The 15,400-nt window shown below is 68.2% G+C and carries 15 protein-coding genes; 9 read left to right on the top strand and 6 right to left on the bottom strand.

Annotation, left to right across the window (positions count from 1 at the left end):
* Positions 1–16: 16 nt before the first annotated feature.
* Both OC550_RS00370 and OC550_RS00365 read left to right on the top strand, forming a co-directional pair.
* The gene (locus tag OC550_RS00370) at positions 17–1,276 is read left to right on the top strand and encodes a DUF1624 domain-containing protein (RefSeq protein ID WP_262103334.1); all 1,260 of its coding nucleotides are present in this window, start codon (positions 17–19) and stop codon (positions 1,274–1,276) included.
* A gap of 32 nt (positions 1,277–1,308) precedes the next feature.
* On the top strand, positions 1,309–1,455 hold the full coding sequence (locus tag OC550_RS00365) for a hypothetical protein (protein ID WP_262103333.1): 147 nt from the start codon (positions 1,309–1,311) through the stop codon (positions 1,453–1,455).
* A gap of 60 nt (positions 1,456–1,515) precedes the next feature.
* Here the strand turns inward: OC550_RS00365 and OC550_RS00360 are convergent, their stop codons facing one another.
* Genes OC550_RS00360 through OC550_RS00350 form a run of 3 tightly spaced genes read right to left on the bottom strand, consistent with a single transcriptional unit; the run spans position 1,516 to position 3,999 of the window.
* Positions 1,516–1,737, bottom strand: a complete 222-nt coding sequence (locus tag OC550_RS00360) for an SCO4848 family membrane protein (RefSeq protein ID WP_262103332.1) — start codon at positions 1,735–1,737, stop codon at positions 1,516–1,518.
* A 19-nt stretch (positions 1,738–1,756) separates the two neighbouring features.
* Positions 1,757–2,257, bottom strand: coding sequence for a DUF2505 domain-containing protein (locus OC550_RS00355; protein WP_262103331.1), 501 nt, complete (start codon positions 2,255–2,257; stop codon positions 1,757–1,759).
* A gap of 47 nt (positions 2,258–2,304) precedes the next feature.
* On the bottom strand, positions 2,305–3,999 hold the full coding sequence (locus OC550_RS00350; protein WP_262103330.1) for a cell wall metabolism sensor histidine kinase WalK: 1,695 nt from the start codon (positions 3,997–3,999) through the stop codon (positions 2,305–2,307).
* An 84-nt stretch (positions 4,000–4,083) separates the two neighbouring features.
* On the opposite strand from OC550_RS00350, the gene OC550_RS00345 reads away from it, so the two are divergent.
* From OC550_RS00345 to OC550_RS00330, 4 genes are read left to right on the top strand one after another with little or no spacing between them, the layout of a single operon-like run.
* The gene (locus tag OC550_RS00345) at positions 4,084–5,199 is read left to right on the top strand and encodes a PP2C family protein-serine/threonine phosphatase (RefSeq protein ID WP_262103329.1); all 1,116 of its coding nucleotides are present in this window, start codon (positions 4,084–4,086) and stop codon (positions 5,197–5,199) included.
* The gene (locus tag OC550_RS00340; RefSeq protein ID WP_262103328.1) at positions 5,196–7,151 is read left to right on the top strand and encodes a glycosyltransferase; all 1,956 of its coding nucleotides are present in this window, start codon (positions 5,196–5,198) and stop codon (positions 7,149–7,151) included. The genes OC550_RS00345 and OC550_RS00340 overlap by 4 nt, the downstream gene beginning before the upstream one ends.
* A complete protein-coding gene (locus tag OC550_RS00335; RefSeq protein ID WP_262103327.1) occupies positions 7,135–7,467 on the top strand; it encodes an STAS domain-containing protein in 333 nt (110 codons plus the stop codon). Before OC550_RS00340 ends, OC550_RS00335 begins: the two co-directional genes overlap by 17 nt.
* Positions 7,460–7,891, top strand: a complete 432-nt coding sequence (locus tag OC550_RS00330) for an ATP-binding protein (RefSeq protein WP_262103326.1) — start codon at positions 7,460–7,462, stop codon at positions 7,889–7,891. The genes OC550_RS00335 and OC550_RS00330 overlap by 8 nt, the downstream gene beginning before the upstream one ends.
* 19 nt (positions 7,892–7,910) lie before the next feature.
* Here the strand turns inward: OC550_RS00330 and OC550_RS00325 are convergent, their stop codons facing one another.
* Entirely contained in the window at positions 7,911–8,120 is a 210-nt protein-coding gene (locus OC550_RS00325) for a helix-turn-helix domain-containing protein (RefSeq protein ID WP_262103325.1), read from the bottom strand.
* 83 nt (positions 8,121–8,203) lie between these two features.
* The gene (locus tag OC550_RS00320) at positions 8,204–10,348 is read right to left on the bottom strand and encodes a M1 family aminopeptidase (RefSeq protein ID WP_262103324.1); all 2,145 of its coding nucleotides are present in this window, start codon (positions 10,346–10,348) and stop codon (positions 8,204–8,206) included.
* Positions 10,349–10,633: 285 nt separating this feature from the next.
* On the opposite strand from OC550_RS00320, the gene OC550_RS00315 reads away from it, so the two are divergent.
* Positions 10,634–10,915, top strand: coding sequence for an SHOCT domain-containing protein (locus OC550_RS00315; RefSeq protein ID WP_262103323.1), 282 nt, complete (start codon positions 10,634–10,636; stop codon positions 10,913–10,915).
* A gap of 168 nt (positions 10,916–11,083) precedes the next feature.
* Here OC550_RS00315 and OC550_RS00310 read toward each other — a convergent pair whose 3' ends face one another.
* Positions 11,084–12,397, bottom strand: a complete 1,314-nt coding sequence (locus tag OC550_RS00310; RefSeq protein WP_262103322.1) for a UDP-glucose/GDP-mannose dehydrogenase family protein — start codon at positions 12,395–12,397, stop codon at positions 11,084–11,086.
* 334 nt (positions 12,398–12,731) lie between these two features.
* On the opposite strand from OC550_RS00310, the gene OC550_RS00305 reads away from it, so the two are divergent.
* Both OC550_RS00305 and OC550_RS00300 read left to right on the top strand, forming a co-directional pair.
* Positions 12,732–13,574, top strand: coding sequence for a hypothetical protein (locus OC550_RS00305; RefSeq protein WP_262103321.1), 843 nt, complete (start codon positions 12,732–12,734; stop codon positions 13,572–13,574).
* Positions 13,575–13,841: 267 nt separating this feature from the next.
* Entirely contained in the window at positions 13,842–15,380 is a 1,539-nt protein-coding gene (locus tag OC550_RS00300; RefSeq protein ID WP_262103320.1) for a M28 family metallopeptidase, read from the top strand.
* Positions 15,381–15,400: the final 20 nt, after the last annotated feature.

The raw sequence follows: 15,400 nt of genomic DNA, 5'->3' as shown, positions 1-15,400 counted from the left end.
GAAGGAACCACACACCATGAGCAGAACCACCGTCTCGGCCGGCCCGGCCAAGGCACGCATCGCCGCCCTCGATGCCGCCCGGGGGATGGCACTGATCGCCATGATGGCCATCCATGTCCTGCCGGGCTGGAACGCGGATTTCGAACCGACGACGACCTGGCAGCTGCTCTCGGGAACCTCGGCGGCGCTGTTCGCGTTCCTGGCCGGGATATCGCTCTCGCTCTCGGCGGCCAAGGCGCAGGCCGTTGGGGGCCGGGCCTTGACCGCCGCGAAGAGTGCGCTGGCCGTCCGGGCGGCGCTCATCCTGGCCCTGGGTTTCCTGATCGCCCTGCTGGATCCGCCCGCGGCCATCATCCTGGCCTATTACGGGGCGATGTTCCTGCTGGCGATTCCGCTGCTGGGCCTCAGCGCCCGCGCCCTGGGCATCGCCGCGGTGTGCTTCGCGGTGCTCGGGCCGCTCCTGATGCAGGGGCTGCGCCCGGATCTGCACGGCCTCGGCGGCTACGATCCCTCGCTGAGCATGCTCTTCGACGATCCGGGCGCGGTCGTCGGGGCGCTCCTGCTGACCGGTTCGTATCCGGCCCTGCCCTGGATGACCTACATCTGCGCGGGCATGGCCGTGGGCCAGCTGGACCTGGCCAGCCGGGACATCCAGGTCCGGCTAGTGGTCTCGGGGGCCATTGTCGGCGCGGCGACCTGGCTGTTCGCCCTGGTCATGACGGGCCCGCTCGGCGGGCGGGAACAGCTGATCGCCAACAGCCCGCGGCTGGGCGCGGAGGGAGTGGACGACATCCTCACCTGGGGCCCGACGGACGGCCTGCCGACCTCCACCGGGTGGTGGCTGACGGTGCTTTCGCCCTATTCCTCCACGCCGGTGGAACTGCTGAACACCCTGGGGATCGCCGCCGTCGTGCTTGGCGTGGTCCTCTTCGCAGGCACCGCGCTCCGTTCGCTGCTGTCCCCGCTGGCCATGGCCGGCACGATGAGCCTGACGCTGTACTCGGCCCACCTGGTCCTGCTCGCGACCGGCTTCCTCAGCGGGCGGCCGCACCTGGCGTTCGTCCTGCACGTCCTCGCCGCGGTGCTGTTCGCGGTGCTCTGGCACAACGTCACCTGCAAGCGGCAGGGTCCGCTGGAGCGGATGGTCTCCGCCGCGGCGGGATGGACCAAGGAGCGGGTGCTGGCCGGGGGGAACGGCGCCGACAGCCCAGGGAGCGCAGGAAGCACAGCGGGCACAGCGGCCACAGAGACGGATCATGACGCCGGAAGGTTTTAGTAATAGGCCCCGCATGGGCGATACTCGGAGGCGTGGGAGCAAGCGACCGGGATGCAGCCGGCAAGGCGCTGTATGAAGAGCGCATGGAACTGCTGGACGGCCTGGGGATGCCGGACGCCCCGCCGTGGGAAGACCTGGCGGAGGACGTCAAGGAACGCTGGCGGACCTATACGGACTGAGCGGTCCGGGCCGGGGCAAATGCCGCCGGCCCGGACCGTTAACTGGGGTTTGGCAGGGATTCAGCCGACCAGGCCGCGTACCCCGATGACCGCCGTGGCCAGGCCCAGGATCATCGACGTGGACGCAAGCATGAACCGGTTGGTGAAGTAGCGCGTTAGGGCGCCGTTCTCGTCCTTGGCGCGCGGGTCCTTCCACGCGGCCAGGAGGATCGGCGCCCAGGCAATCAGCGACCAGAGGCCGGCGAAGACCAGGATCCAGGCCAGCGCTGCGGGCATCGTCATGAGCTGCGTTCCTCCGGCGTCAGGCGCGGCCGGCGATCCAGGCTTCGGCCTGCGTCGCCTGGATCTTCAGCGCCTTGCCCAGCATCGGCTCGGCCGCGGAGGCAACCTTGCCGCCGAGGAACGGGATGCTGGAGGAGACCGTGCCCTCGAGATCCACGCGGGTGGTGCCGCCGACGGCCACGAGCTTCTGCACCGCGTCCACGTCCACCGGGGCTCCGGCGATCTTGACGTCGATGTTCACGGTCCGGGAGCCGTCCGCCTCGGGGGCCTGCCAGTTCTCGGTCTGCGTCACGGACAGGTACTCGCCCAGCATCTTGCGGGCGATGTCCGGCAGGCGCGTGGTCGGGATGTTGCGCACCACCTTGAGGGTGAACGCCCCGGCCGTCTCGCCGTCCTGTTCGACGGAGACCAGGCTGCCGCCGACCATCTCGCTGATGTGGCGCAGGAAGTCTTCGTTGGTGAAGGTCTCGATGACCTCGGTGACGGGGTGGGACAGGGCGGTGGAGGCAGAGAGTGCCATGGAAAAAAACTCCCGGGGAATCGGTTCGGATCGGACCAGAGTCCATCCTACTGGTTTCCGCCGGCCGTCCCTCCGGGCATCCCGCCGTCGGTCCGGCGGGGCAGCGTGAAAGTGAAGACGCTGCCTGCGCCCGGGGCGCTGGTGCACCAGATGCTGCCGCCGTGCCGTTCCACAATGTCCTTGGACAGCGGCAGGCCCAGCCCCACGCCGGGGATGGAGCTCCTCCGGGCCGTCGAGGTGCGGAAGAACTTCGTGAAGATCGAGCCGGAATCTTCCGTAGCCATCCCCATGCCCGTGTCCGCGACCTCCCCGTACACCACGCCGTCCCGCACGCCCCCGCGCACGGTGACCGTGCCGCCGTCGGGGGAGTACTTGACCGCGTTGGAGAGCAGGTTGTCCAGCACCTGCCGGATGCGTGCCGGATCGCACTCGACCATCAGCGGTTCCGGAGCATCCAGGGAAAGGACGACGCCGGAGGCTGCGGCCCGCGGTTCCGCCGCGGTGGCTGCCTGCTTCAGGAGGTCCGCGAGGTCGGCCTCGACCGGCTGCAGATCAGCGAATCCGGTGGCCGTCCCGAGCAGGTCGGTGACCAGCTTGAACAGCTGGTCGGCGTTGCGGTCGATGACGGTCAGGCCGGCGGTCACCTGGGGCGGCAGGTTCGTGTCCAGCAGGAGCAGCTCCGTATAGCCGCGGATGGAGGTCAGGGGAGTGCGCAGCTCGTGGGAAACACTGGAGAGGAAGTCGTCCTTCGCGCTGAGTGCCTCTGCCAGTTCGGTGACGTCGCTGAAGGCCAGGACCGAGCCCTCGCGCTTCCCCTCGTTGTCCTTCATGGTCCGGGCCGAGGTGGAGAGCACGCGCTGCTGGCCGGTCCGGCCGGCCCTGACGAGGTACTCGGAGAAGGTCTCGCCGCGGGCGGCACGGGCGATGGGAAGGTCCGGTTCGGCGATCGGCGTGACGCCGTCCATGCGGTAGAGGAGCAGGTCCTTCAGCGGCGCCTTGTCCACGCGTTCCGGGGTGGCGACCCGGCGCATCTGTTCCAGCGGCCGGTTCGCCAGCACGCTGCGGCCGGCCGGATCCAGGGCCAGGACCCCGACGTCCACCGTATTGACGACGGTGCGCAGCAGCCTCTCGCGGCGGCCGCTTGCCTCGAGGAGTTCGCGAAGCTCGGCGTCCTTCGCCTCCAGGATGGCCTGCTGTGCCATCATGCTGGCGGTCATGACCCGGATGGTGATCCCGATGGCCAGCATCATGAAGGGCACCAGCAGGGGCTGGGTCAGCGTGTCCACGGTGACGGGTTCCCCGGAGGCCAGGACCGGTATCCACACCATGGCCAGCGATGCCAGGGCACCGGCGATGACGGAGAATCGGGGCAACTGGCCGGAGGCGGCCAGCCAGATCACCGGAAACGCGGCCAGCAGCCCCAGCCCGATCAGGTGCGTCCCCGCCCCTTCGCGAAGGAGCCCGATCGGCACGAAGTCGAGCAGCGGGATGGCCAGGAAGGACGGATACGGCAGCTTCTCCCACGGGACCAGGAAACAGGCCAGCAGGAGCACGGCATTGCACGCCATGCTGAGCAGGAAGAGGGGGTCCTGGACCAGCGGTGCGTGCAGGACGATGCTGCCGCCCAGGAGGAACAGCATGGTGATGGACAGCGGCAGCTGGCTGAGCACCACCCGCATCCGCAGCGAGAGGGTGTCGAACCTGATGCGGTTGAGCGTCAGGTAATCGAGGACTTTATCCACAACGGCGGCTCCGGTTACCCGTGATGATGGCGGTTTCTGTGGGACAGATGTGACAAATGGGGTGATTCCCGACTTAATGAGAACATGCCTGAGCCGCAAAGCACCCGCCGCGCCGTCATTGTGGAGGACAACGAAGATATCCGCGGCCTTCTGGTCCAGATCATCGCGGGCCAGGGCTTCGAGACCGTCGAGGCGGCCACCGGCATCGAAGGGCTTGACCTCGTGCGGGCCGGCGGGGCGGACCTGATCACCCTCGACCTGAACCTGCCGGACATGGACGGCATCGAGGTCTGCCGCCGGGTGCGGGAATTCTCGGACGCCTACCTGCTCATGATCACCGCGCGGGCCGACGAACTCCACCGCCTGGAGGGTCTGGAGACCGGAGCGGACGACTACATCAGCAAGCCGTTCAGCCCGCGGGAACTCGCCGCCCGCATCACCGCCCTGTTCCGCCGCCCGCGCACCCAGCCGTCCGCCGTCGTGCCCGGCGAAGACGAACAGCGGCGCGCGGCCGAGGTGCAGCGCAGCCTGCTGCCCTCGGAGCCCCTGCTGATCGACGGGTACGAGATTGGCGGAAACTGCCGCCCGGCCCGGAGCGTGGGCGGGGACTTCTTCGACTGGTACCCCACCCCGGACGGCCTGCAGCTGACGCTCGCGGACGCGATGGGGAAGGGGATGGGCGCGGCCCTGATCGCGGCCACCGTCCGGGCCGTGCTGCGGTCTTCCGCCGGCCAGGCGGATCTGGATGCCGCCTTCCGGGCCGCCGGCCGGGAACTCGAGCGGGACCTGGAACAGTCCGGGTCCTTCGTCACCGTCTTCCACGCGCGGCTCGATGCGCGGCGCGGGCGGCTGGATTACGTGGATGCCGGCCACGGGCTCGGCCTCTATCTTGGCGACGGCAAAGTGAGCCGACTGCCGTCGGGCGGGCCGCCCGTGGGGGCGCTGCCAGGGAGCACCTGGCGCTCCAACAGCGTGGAGCTTGCCCCGGGGGAGGCGGTCCTGATCGCCAGCGACGGCCTGCTGGACGCCTTCGACTCGGTGCCGGAGGCCATCGCCGCCGTTCGCGAGGCGGCGGCGCAGGAGGCGACGGCACAGGGCGCCTGCGATGCCGTGCTGCGGCTGGCCGGGCCGGACGCCGCGGCCGACGACGTCACCGCCGTCATGGTGCGCCGGGCCGACGGCGGGTCCGCGCCGGCATGAACCGGTTCCTGGTCCGCCTCGTCGTGGTGCTCACGATCATCCTGGGCGTCAACTACGTGGCCTGGCGCTGGCTCGAATCGCTGAACTGGTCCGCCTGGTGGATCGCCGTGCCGCTGGTGCTGGCCGAGACGTACAGCCTCATCGACGTGTGCCTCTTCGGCGTCACGGTGTGGCGGCTCAAGCGGCGCCCCGAGCCGCCGGATCCGGACCCCGAGGCCACGGTTGACGTCTTCATCACCACGTACAACGAGCCGCTGGACCTGGTCATGGAAACGGCGCTGGCCGCGCAGCGCATCAGGTTCCCGCACAACACCTGGATCCTCGACGACGGCGCCCGGGACGAACTGCGGGGGCTCGCCGAGGAGCACGGGCTCGGTTACCTGACCCGCAGCACGGAGTGGGCGGACCGGCCGCGCCACGCCAAGGCCGGCAACCTGAACAACGCCCTGATGACGACGTCCGGCGAATTCCTGCTGATCCTGGATGCGGACCAGATTCCGGAACCGGAGATCCTCGACCGGACGCTCGGGTACTTCCGCAACCCCAAGGTCGCGCTGGTGCAGACACCGCAGTACTTCAGCAACGTGCCTGCCGATGATCCGCTGGGCAGCCAGGCGCCGCTCTTCTACGGGCCCATCCAGCAGGGCAAGGACGGCTGGAACGCCGCCTTCTTCTGTGGTTCCAACGCCATCCTGCGGCGCGAGGCCCTGATGCAGCTGGGCCTGGCCGGCTACGTGCGGGAGGTGGACCGCGGGGTCCGGCAGGCCCTCGCCGGCGCCCGCCGCGCCGTGCGCCAGGCCCGCCGTTCCCCGCAGGCCAGCGATCCGCTGGTCTCCGCGCTGCTGGACGAGGTAGCCGAGGCCGCGAACCAGGCGTCCCGCGAGCTGAAGGACGGCGCCTCGCTGAGCGAAATCACGTACCGCGTGCGGCGCAAGGTGGACGCGGCGGTGCAGACCCTCGTGGCCGCCGACTTCTCCGCGCTGGAGGCGGACCTCGCCGAGATCGCGGCGATGGACCTGGCCCAGGGCGAAGGGCTGGAGGTGCCGGACGAGCTGGACAGCGCCGTGGAACGAATGGCCAAGCGCGACTGGTCGCCGCTGGGCGCGCTCGAATCGGTGCAGGCGGTGCTGGACGCGGTCTCGGTGGAGCGCTCGGACGAGGCCCAGCCGATCATGCCGCTGGCCACCATCTCGGTCACCGAGGATATGGCGACGGCCATGCGCATGCACGGCATGGGCTGGGAAAGCGTCTACCACCATGAGATCCTGGCCTACGGCCTGGCGCCCGAGGACGTACAGACCATGCTGACCCAGCGGCTGCGCTGGGCCCAGGGCACCATCCAAGTGCTGCTGCGCGAGAACCCCCTGGTGCAGCGCGGCCTCAAGCCCGGCCAGCGGCTGATGTATTTCGCCACCATGTGGAGCTACCTGAGCGGGTTCGCCGCCGTCGTCTACATCGCCGCGCCGATCGTTTACCTGACGTTGGGCATCCTGCCCGTGAGTAGCCTGAGCTTCGACTTCTTCATCCGCTTCATTCCGTTCATGGTGGTCAACCAGCTGCTCTTCGCGGTGATCGGCCGCGGGGTGAGCACCTGGCGCGGGCAGCAGTACAGCCTGGCGCTCTTCCCCACCTGGATCAAGGCGTGTACGACGGCGGCACGCAACGTCTGGTTCGGCCGTCCCCTCGGGTTCGCGGTCACGCCGAAGGCGAGGCAGTCGGGCGCTCCCGGCTGGAGCCTGATCCGGCCGCAGCTCGTCGCCATGGTCCTGCTGGTCGTGGCCCTGATCGCGGGGCTGGCCCGGCTGGCCGCCGGGATGAACGAGCCGATCGGAACTTTGGTCAATGTCGCCTGGGTGGTCTTCGATCTGGTCGTGATGAGCGTCCTGATCAAGGCGGTCCGGTACAAGGGGTTTAAACCGCTGGAAAGGAACGCAGATGCAATTCACCGTTGAACGGCTGCCGGATTACGCCGAGGTCAACGGCGTCGGCAAGCTCAACATGGTCGCCGCCCCCAAGCTGCGCGAGGTTGTCGCGGACGTCGTCGCGCATGGCAGCAACCACGTTGTGGTCAACATGGCCCGCACGGAGTTCATGGACTCTTCCGGGCTCGGCGCCCTGATCGGCTGCCTGAAGCTGGCGCGGCAGGCCGGCGGGGACCTGCGGATCGCCAACGTCCAGCCGCAGGTCCAGATGGTGCTCGAGCTGACCAGCATGCACCGGGTCCTGACCCCGTACCACAGCGTTGAGGCCGCCTTTTCCAATGGCTGAGATCGTAGCGGGGTTCTCGCGCCGCGGCCCGGCCTCCGGGGAGACCCTGGAGGCCGTGCATGCCGCCCTGGACGAGCTCTGGACGGACGCGCAGTTCCTGTCCGACCTGGACCGGATGGCCTTCACCACCGCCGTCATCGAGGCCTCCACCAATGTCATCCGGCATGCGGAGCCGGACGCCGGCGCCGGGCTGCAGTTGGGCGTGGACGTGACGGTGTCGGCGGAGCGGCTGGAGGCACGCATCAGCGAGATCGGCGCCCGCCGCTCCGATCCCGCCGCGGACGACGCCGAGATGCCGGAACCCGGCGCAGAGAACGAGTCGGGGTGGGGCCTGGCGCTGATCCAGGCCCTCGTCACGACGGTCACGTTCGAGCGCGAGGGCGACAGCAACGTCTGGGTGCTGCGCCGCAACGCCTCGGGCTGACGGAGCCGGAACCCGGCCTTTAGGGGACCGGGTCGGCCTCCACCGCGGCGTGCGCCAGGTAGTCCGATACGGCGTCTTCGCTGATCCGGAATGAGCGGCTGATGTGAACGGCGGGAAGCTCGCCGGAATGCACCAGCCGGTAGACGGTCATTTTGGAAACATTCAGCCGTGCCGCGACGTCCGAGACGGTCAGGAAGTTGCTGGTTCCCGTTGCTTGCTCACGTTGCATTTTTCCTCCCCAGGAAATGTACAGCCACTTTAGGCCTCGGCCGCCGCATCGGCCCCACCAGACACGGCCGGAACCGGCGATTCTCAGGATGTCTTCAGGCTTCCCGGCTTGCCCGGGGTGAAAAGCCACTGGTCAAACAATTCATCCAGGTCCCGGCCGGAATAGACCTCGGCAAAACCCGTGAAGTCCTTGCTTTCCACCGCCTTCCCTGACTGCGTTGCGGTCCAGCTGCGCAGCAGGCCGAAGAACTCCTTGTCGCCGAGTTCCTTGCGCAGGGCCTGCAGCACCATCGCGCCGCGGGCCTGCAGCGCCGGGTCGAAGAGGTGGTCCGCCTTCGGGTCGGTCAGCCGCAGTTTCCAGAACTGCTCGCCGGCGTCGATGCCGGCGTAGAAGTCGAAGGTTTCCTGCGTCGTGCCGAGGTCCTGTTCCTCGTTCCACAGCCACTGGGCGTAGGTGGCGAAGCCATCGGCGAGCCATGCGTCCTTCCACGAGGCCAGCGACAGGTCCGCGCCGAACCACTGGTGGGCCAGTTCATGGACCATGTAGGAGTCCGCGCTGGCCGGATCGTAGAACCAGTCCTTGGCGTAGATCGGCCGGCTCTGGCTCTCCAGGGCGAAGCCCAGGCCGTCCTGGTCCGTCACCACGGCGCCCGCCGACGCGTACGGGTAGGCGCCGAACTTCTTGGAAAGGAAGGACAGGATCCTGGGCTGCCGGTCGAGGCCCTTCTGCGCCTTCGCGCCGATGGACGTCGGCGTGGACACTCCGGCCTCCCAGTTGCTGGTGTTCGCCGGGCTGCCCTCCGGTGCCTCCGCGACCTGCCAGCCCTCCAGCCGGTCCCGGTTGCGGTCGTTCTCGAAGGAAGTAGACCCCTCGCCGGTGGAGACGTCGATGTCCTCGACCAATACGCCGTCGTGCTGGCCGGTGATGTCGCTGGCGTAGGTGATGGACAGTTCGACGTCCTTGCCCTTGTAGGCCTCCAGGTCGAACTCCCACTTCTCCCAGCCGTCGCTGGCGCCGCTGGCCGCCCACCACTTGCCCGAGGTGCCCTCCGGTGTACAGCCTCCCTCGCCGTCGTCCGATTGGTAGTGCTCCAGGAACGGGTGCACCTGGTGCCAGGCCGGACAGGACTGGCCGGTGTCGTCGGTAGCGTGGCCGGTGGTGTCCTTCAGCGTGGTCCAGTCGCCGCCGCCCGCCGTCCGGGCCTCGACGAAGGCGAAGTCCCAGCCCGGCTCGGTGTCCCGGTGCATCCAGAAGGAGAACTCCGCGCCGCCGTCGGGGACGCTGATGGTGCGGGTCAGCCGCTTGTAGGACGAGTCCGCCGCGTGCGACCAGGCGAGCCCGTGGCCGTTGCGCGGGGTGACCACGTCCTTCAGCCTCGGATCCAGCGCGTTCCAGTAGTCGGTGCCCTTCTTGGAGTAGGACTCGATATCGAAATCGCCGATGTTGACCGAGGCAAGGTAGGTCGGCAGCTCCTCCTTTGCCTCCCAGGACCAGGTGGTCCGGCCGGACTTGCTGGACTTGCCCTTGAGTGCCCCGTTGGCCAGCGCCTCCCAGCCGTCGGGCACGGAGATGTTGTAGCTGAACGTCGCCTTGTCGCTCGGGTGGTTGTTGGACGGGAACCAGGTGGCCGCCCCCAGCGGATGGCCGGTGACGACGGCGCCCTCCTCGGTGTGGATGAATCCGGCCGTGCCCGGCTTGGTGATCGTCTTCGGCACACCGCTGTACTTGACGACGGCGGTGAACACCTTGCCGCGGCGGATTCCCTGCGGCGGGGTGACGGTCAGTTCCCCGCCCGGTTCATCGTCCAGGACGAACCAGGCCGCGGTGAGGCCGTTGACCTGGACGGACTCGACGCTGAGCCCGTCCAGGTCAAGATTGAAGGAACGGAGGTCCTGGGTTGCCCGCGCCGTGATCGTGGCGGTGCCGGCGAGCGTGTCCGTCGGCGGATGGTAGTCCAGGTCCAGCCGGTAATGCCGGACGTCGTAGCCCCCGTTGCCGGCGTCGGGGTAGTAGGGATCACCCAGGCCGGCGGCGCCCGGCTCGAACTCGACGGCGGCCGGATTCGGAGCCGCGAAGGCGGCCGACGAGGGCAGCAGGCACGCTCCGGCGGCCAGGCCCAGTGCCGCGGCCGCCGCCGTCCCGCGGCGTGCCCAGCCGCGGAAGCACCGGCTTCCCCCGGCGCCCGGGCCCGACGTTCCGACTGCTGCTGACCAGGACCTGAAGCTCATGCTGTTCTCCCATGAAGCGGGGCGTCAACCCTGCCTGCCCCCACTCGATCTCTCCAAATCCGGTGGTGTCTACCTTGCTCTGCCGCTCCGGACGTGTCAATGAATGCCATGGCACGGTGGTCCATGCCGTGTTCATTCTTGGTGCCGTCCGTTGGGGAAACCTTGGATCAGTGGACGTGGACAGTGCGTCTTCCGGCCCCTGTCTCCCGGTGCCGCCGAAGCGTATCCTAGGCACCAAGGGAGCCCGGCGCGGCCCCTGTTGCGGCATCAAAGGGGATGGTGGCAATGATGAACGGGAACTGGTACTTCATGGGCCTCGCCTGGATTTTCGGCCTGGTCCTGCTGGCCGTCGTCGTGCTGCTGGCTGTGCTGGTGGTCCGCGCGCTGGTCTCCTTCACGCGGAATGAACCCCTGCCGGAGCAGCCGCAGGGCAGCCCGCAATTCGGCGGGCCGCTGCCGCGGAGCAGGGCGCGGCAGATCCTGGATGAGCGGCTGGCGCACGGGCACATCACGCCGGACGACTACAACGAGCGCCTACGTGTCCTGGGCGAGACCCCCGGGCCCTGATCCTGGGGCCAGCTGATCCTTAAGGCCGGCATCGGGCGCCCGTGCCCATCGCCGGAGTCGGGCTCCGATCCTTAACCGCCTGGGTCCGCGTACGACGGCGGAACGGTCCCGGTGAGGGGCCGTTCCGCGCGTGTGGCTGCGGACGCGGGTGGCTCTGTCCGGTGCCCGCTACGGGCGGCCGATGCCTTTGTAGGTGAAGCCGGCTTCGCGCCAGGCGGCGGGGTCGAGGACGTTGCGGCCGTCGAGGATGGTCTTGGCGTCGACGAGGTTTCCGACGGCGGCGGGGTCCAGTTCGCGGTATTCCTTCCACTCGGTCAGCAGGACCAGGGCGTGGGCGCGGGCTAGGGCGGTCTTGGTGTCCGGTTCGTAGGACAGTTCGGGGAAGCGGACCTTGGCGTTGGCCAGGGCCTCCGGGTCGGTGACGGTGACGGTCGCGCCCTGCAGCTGCAGTTGGGCGGCGACGGAGAGCGCGGGGGAGTCGCGGACGTCGTCGGATTCGGGCTTGAAAGCGGCACCGAGGACGGTGATGCGCTTGCCGATGAGCGAGCCGCCGCAGAGGTCGCGGGTGAGTTCGACGACGCGGGAGCGGCGGCGCATGTTGATGGCGTCGACCTCGCGCAGGAAGGTCAGGGCCTGGTCGGCGCCGAGTTCGCCGGCGCGGGCCATGAAGGCGCGGATGTCCTTGGGCAGGCAGCCGCCGCCGAAGCCGACGCCGGCGTTGAGGAACTTCCGGCCGATGCGTTCGTCCATGCCGATGGCGTCCGCGAGGGCGGTCACGTCGGCGCCGGTGGCCTCGCAGACCTCGGCCATCGCGTTGATGAAGGAGATCTTGGTGGCGAGGAAGGAATTGGCGGCGGTCTTGACCAGTTCGGCGGTGGCATAGTCCACGACCAGGCGCGGGGTGCCGGCGGAAAGCGGGGTGGCGTAGACCTCGTCGAGGGCCTCAGTGGCGGCGTCGCCGGCCGGCCCGGCGGGAATGCCGTAGACGAAGCGGTCCGGGGTCAGGGTGTCCTTGACGGCGTGGCCCTCGCGCAGGAACTCGGGGTTCCAGGCCAGCACGGCGCCGGGGGCCTTGTCCGCGGCGAGGCCGGCGAGTCGGGCGGCGGTGCCGACCGGGACGGTGGATTTGCCGACGGCGATGTCGCCCTCGCGCAGGTAGGGGAAGAGCTCGTTGAAGGCCGAGTCGACGTAGGTCAAGTCGGCGGCGTTTTCGCCCTTGCGCTGCGGGGTGCCGACGCACACGAAGTGGACCCGGGCGCCTTCCGCATCGGCCATGCTGGTGGAGAAGGACAACCGCCCGGTTTCCTGCACCTCGGTCAGCAGCTCGGGCAGGCCCGGCTCGAAGAACGGCGCGCGGCCGGCCTGCAGGTCGCTGATCTTGCGCTCGTCCACATCGATACCGATGACCTCGTGGCCGAGCTTGGCCATCGAAGCCGCATGCACGGCACCGAGATAGCCACAGCCGATAACGGAAATACGCATACTGATCCTTCAACAATGATGAGACTGGTTCCGCGCCGGAGTCCCGACGCCGCTATTGACAGTATCCCGCAATCGTGAAGAGAAGATTAAAACCTGGCGTCGTGACGAGGCTCCGGCATGTCGACCTTGGATTTTCCTGCGGACACGAAGTCGGGACGTTATGCATCTTGACTTTTTACGCTAGGGTGCTTTCAAGTCCATGGAAGCCGTGCTGGGGAGCACGGTTGGCGGACATCAGTTGGGGGAACAGAATCTATATGTCAGCAACACAGGCAATCCGAAAACGCAGGCCTATCCGCAGCGGGGTAATTCCGGACAAACGGTAGGCGGGGCGATGGAATCATTTGTCGGCAACCTGGGGGATACCGGAATTCGGATAGTTATTGTCCTGGGTCTCGCGCTGCTGCTGCTCTTTATCGCCTTGCAGCGCAAGCCGCCGGCCGGGCTGGAGCGGGATGCCGGGCTGCTGGGCACCGTTCTCTTGACCGGATCCGCGGTGACCGCGGTCGTGGCGGGAGCCGTCGGCGGCGAGGCAGGCCGGTTGGCCCTGGTCGGGCTCTGCATCGGCGGCGTCTACGCGCTTTTCGTCAGCTTCGCCCGGCGGTGGCCGGACTCCGCCCGCAACCTGCACCTCGGCCGGTCCTTCGTGGAGTTCGTCCTCGGCGGCATCGCGTTCGTCCATGCCTCGGCCGGCTACTTCGAGCTGGCCTCGGCCGCGTCGACCTCGGTGCTGCCGGCGCCCTTCTGGACGGCCGTCTACATTGCCCTGCTGATCGCCGCCGCCCTGGCCGCCCTTCCTAACCACCTCCACCAGGGGGGCGGACAGGCAACCGTCCTCGGCATCGGACTGTGCGCCTACGGCGGACTTCAGCTGCTGCTGTTCGCGATGGACGCCGGTCGGATGGGAGTGCTGGAGCTGCCCGGCAACGACTGGGTGTGGACGTTGGCGGTGGCTGCGCTGGTCCTCATCGGCTGCGTGGCCGCCCAGAGGATCGTGACTGCGGCCGGCGCACTGCTGGTGCTCCTGTCTCCGGTGGTGCTGGAGGCCGAGGCCGGAAGTGCGTTCACGCCCGAGGCCGTGGCCCTCGCGGTGGCGCTGGCCATGTTCGGCGCAGGCTTCGCGGCCGTTTCCACCGCGGCGAACCGCACTCTTTTGCACGCCGGAGTGCTGCGCTAGATTCTTCGCAGGGGACACGATGAAAATTCATCAGCCCACGTGCTTGGCGAAACCGTCTCTGAGCCGAAGGTCAACCTTTCTATCTGAGCCGGGATTCCCGCCGTCGTCAATACCTCAGGGCAGTAGGAGACGCCGCGCAGGCAAGAACGGCCAGATCTGAAACAAAGTCTTCCAATCCCCGTCCGCGGTTACTAATCTCTGGGCCACTGGCCGGAGTTGGGGAACATCGGGGTCCGGGAGTTCGCAGATGAAGGGGAATCGCACCTGATGAAGCATCAACGCACCACTCGCACGGTGGCCGTGTCCGCCGTCGTCCTTCTGGCGCTGGGCATGGGCGGTACTGCCCAGGCAGCACCAAACAGCGCGGAGAAGCTGCAGAAAGCAGTCAAAACCGACAACGTCGTCGACCATCTGGAGGAACTGCAGGAGATTGCCGACGCCAACGGGGGAAACCGTGCCTCCGGCAGCCCGGGCTATGAAGCCGCGGCACAGTACGTCGAGGAGCAGCTGCGCAAGGCCGGTTATGACCCGGAGCGCCAGTACTTCGACTACCAGCAGTTCGTCGAGAACAGCCCATCCGAACTGCAGCAGCTATCACCCGTGGCGACCACGTACGAGCACGGCACGGACTTCCTCACCATGGAATACTCCGGCACCGGCGACGTGACCGCCGCGGTGACGGCAGTCGACGTGAACTTCACCGAGCCGGCCGCTTCGACCAGTGGATGCGAAGCCGCAGACTTCGCGGGCTTCCCGGAAGGCAACATCGCCCTCATCCAGCGCGGCACCTGCGCCTTCGGCGAGAAGGCGCAGGCGGCTGCCACAGCCGGCGCGGCCGGCGTCATCATCTTCAACCAGGGAAATGGCGAGGACCGCAGCGGCCTGCTGAACGGAACGCTCGCGGCCGTTCCGGACCCTGCCGTGCCGGTTGTCGGCGGCACCTACGCCCTGGGCCAGGAGCTGGCTGAGGATCCGGCCACCGAGGTGCGGATCGCAGTGGATGCGGAAGTCGTCGACTCGACCACGTTCAACATCCTGGCGGACACCAAGGGCAATGCGGATGAGACCGTCGTCGTCGGCGCCCACTTCGACAGCGTCGCCGAAGGCGCCGGAATCAACGACAACGGCTCCGGCACCGCGGCAACCCTCGAAACGGCCATCCAGCTGGCCAAGACCAAGGCTGCACCGGCGAACCGGGTCCGCTTCGCCTTCTGGGGCGCCGAGGAAAGCGGCCTGCTTGGCTCCGAGTACTACGTCTCGCAGCTCAGCGACGAAGAAATCGCCCAGCACGCACTCAACCTGAACTTCGATATGGTCGGATCGCCCAACGGCGCCCGGTTTGTGTATGACGGCGACGGCTCGGCGTTCGGCCAGGCCGGGCCGGAAGGATCGGCCGAGATCGAGAAGGTCTTCGCCGACTACTTTGCCTCCGAAGGTTTGGCCTCGGCCGAGACGGAGTTCAGCGGCCGCTCGGACTACGCGCCCTTCATCGCCGCGGGCATCCCGGCCGGCGGCCTGTTTACCGGGGCGGAAGGCATCAAGACCGAGGACGAGGCGGCGATCTTCGGCGGTACCGCCGGCGAGGCCTACGATCCGTGCTACCACACGGCCTGCGACGACCTGACCAACATCGACGAGAAGCTGCTGGGCCAGATGTCGGACGCGGTCGCACATGCCACGGCCACGTTTGCCGACCTGCAGCCGCACAAGGGCAACGGCGCGGGGCACGAAAAGGGCCAGGGCAAGGGCCACCACAAGGGCAACCACGAGCAGTGGGAGCATAAGGGCCACGGCGAGCAGCGGTAACTTGCACCGCTAACCCGGTA

It is taken from the genome of Arthrobacter sp. Marseille-P9274, from assembly GCF_946892675.1.
Lineage (GTDB): Bacteria > Actinomycetota > Actinomycetes > Actinomycetales > Micrococcaceae > Crystallibacter.
This window is presented reverse-complemented; position numbering and strand designations above follow the sequence as displayed.

Coding starts and splice junctions, on each gene's coding strand:
- OC550_RS00320 (WP_262103324.1), bottom strand. CDS start 10,348: ATGAGCTTCAGGTCCTGGTCAGCAGCAGTCGGAACGTCGGGCCCGGGC.
- OC550_RS00340 (WP_262103328.1), top strand. CDS start 5,196: ATGAACCGGTTCCTGGTCCGCCTCGTCGTGGTGCTCACGATCATCCTG.
- OC550_RS00335 (WP_262103327.1), top strand. CDS start 7,135: ATGCAATTCACCGTTGAACGGCTGCCGGATTACGCCGAGGTCAACGGC.
- OC550_RS00305 (WP_262103321.1), top strand. CDS start 12,732: ATGGAATCATTTGTCGGCAACCTGGGGGATACCGGAATTCGGATAGTT.
- OC550_RS00330 (WP_262103326.1), top strand. CDS start 7,460: ATGGCTGAGATCGTAGCGGGGTTCTCGCGCCGCGGCCCGGCCTCCGGG.
- OC550_RS00310 (WP_262103322.1), bottom strand. CDS start 12,397: ATGCGTATTTCCGTTATCGGCTGTGGCTATCTCGGTGCCGTGCATGCG.
- OC550_RS00355 (WP_262103331.1), bottom strand. CDS start 2,257: ATGGCACTCTCTGCCTCCACCGCCCTGTCCCACCCCGTCACCGAGGTC.
- OC550_RS00370 (WP_262103334.1), top strand. CDS start 17: ATGAGCAGAACCACCGTCTCGGCCGGCCCGGCCAAGGCACGCATCGCC.
- OC550_RS00315 (WP_262103323.1), top strand. CDS start 10,634: ATGATGAACGGGAACTGGTACTTCATGGGCCTCGCCTGGATTTTCGGC.
- OC550_RS00325 (WP_262103325.1), bottom strand. CDS start 8,120: ATGCAACGTGAGCAAGCAACGGGAACCAGCAACTTCCTGACCGTCTCG.
- OC550_RS00300 (WP_262103320.1), top strand. CDS start 13,842: ATGAAGCATCAACGCACCACTCGCACGGTGGCCGTGTCCGCCGTCGTC.
- OC550_RS00345 (WP_262103329.1), top strand. CDS start 4,084: ATGCCTGAGCCGCAAAGCACCCGCCGCGCCGTCATTGTGGAGGACAAC.
- OC550_RS00360 (WP_262103332.1), bottom strand. CDS start 1,737: ATGACGATGCCCGCAGCGCTGGCCTGGATCCTGGTCTTCGCCGGCCTC.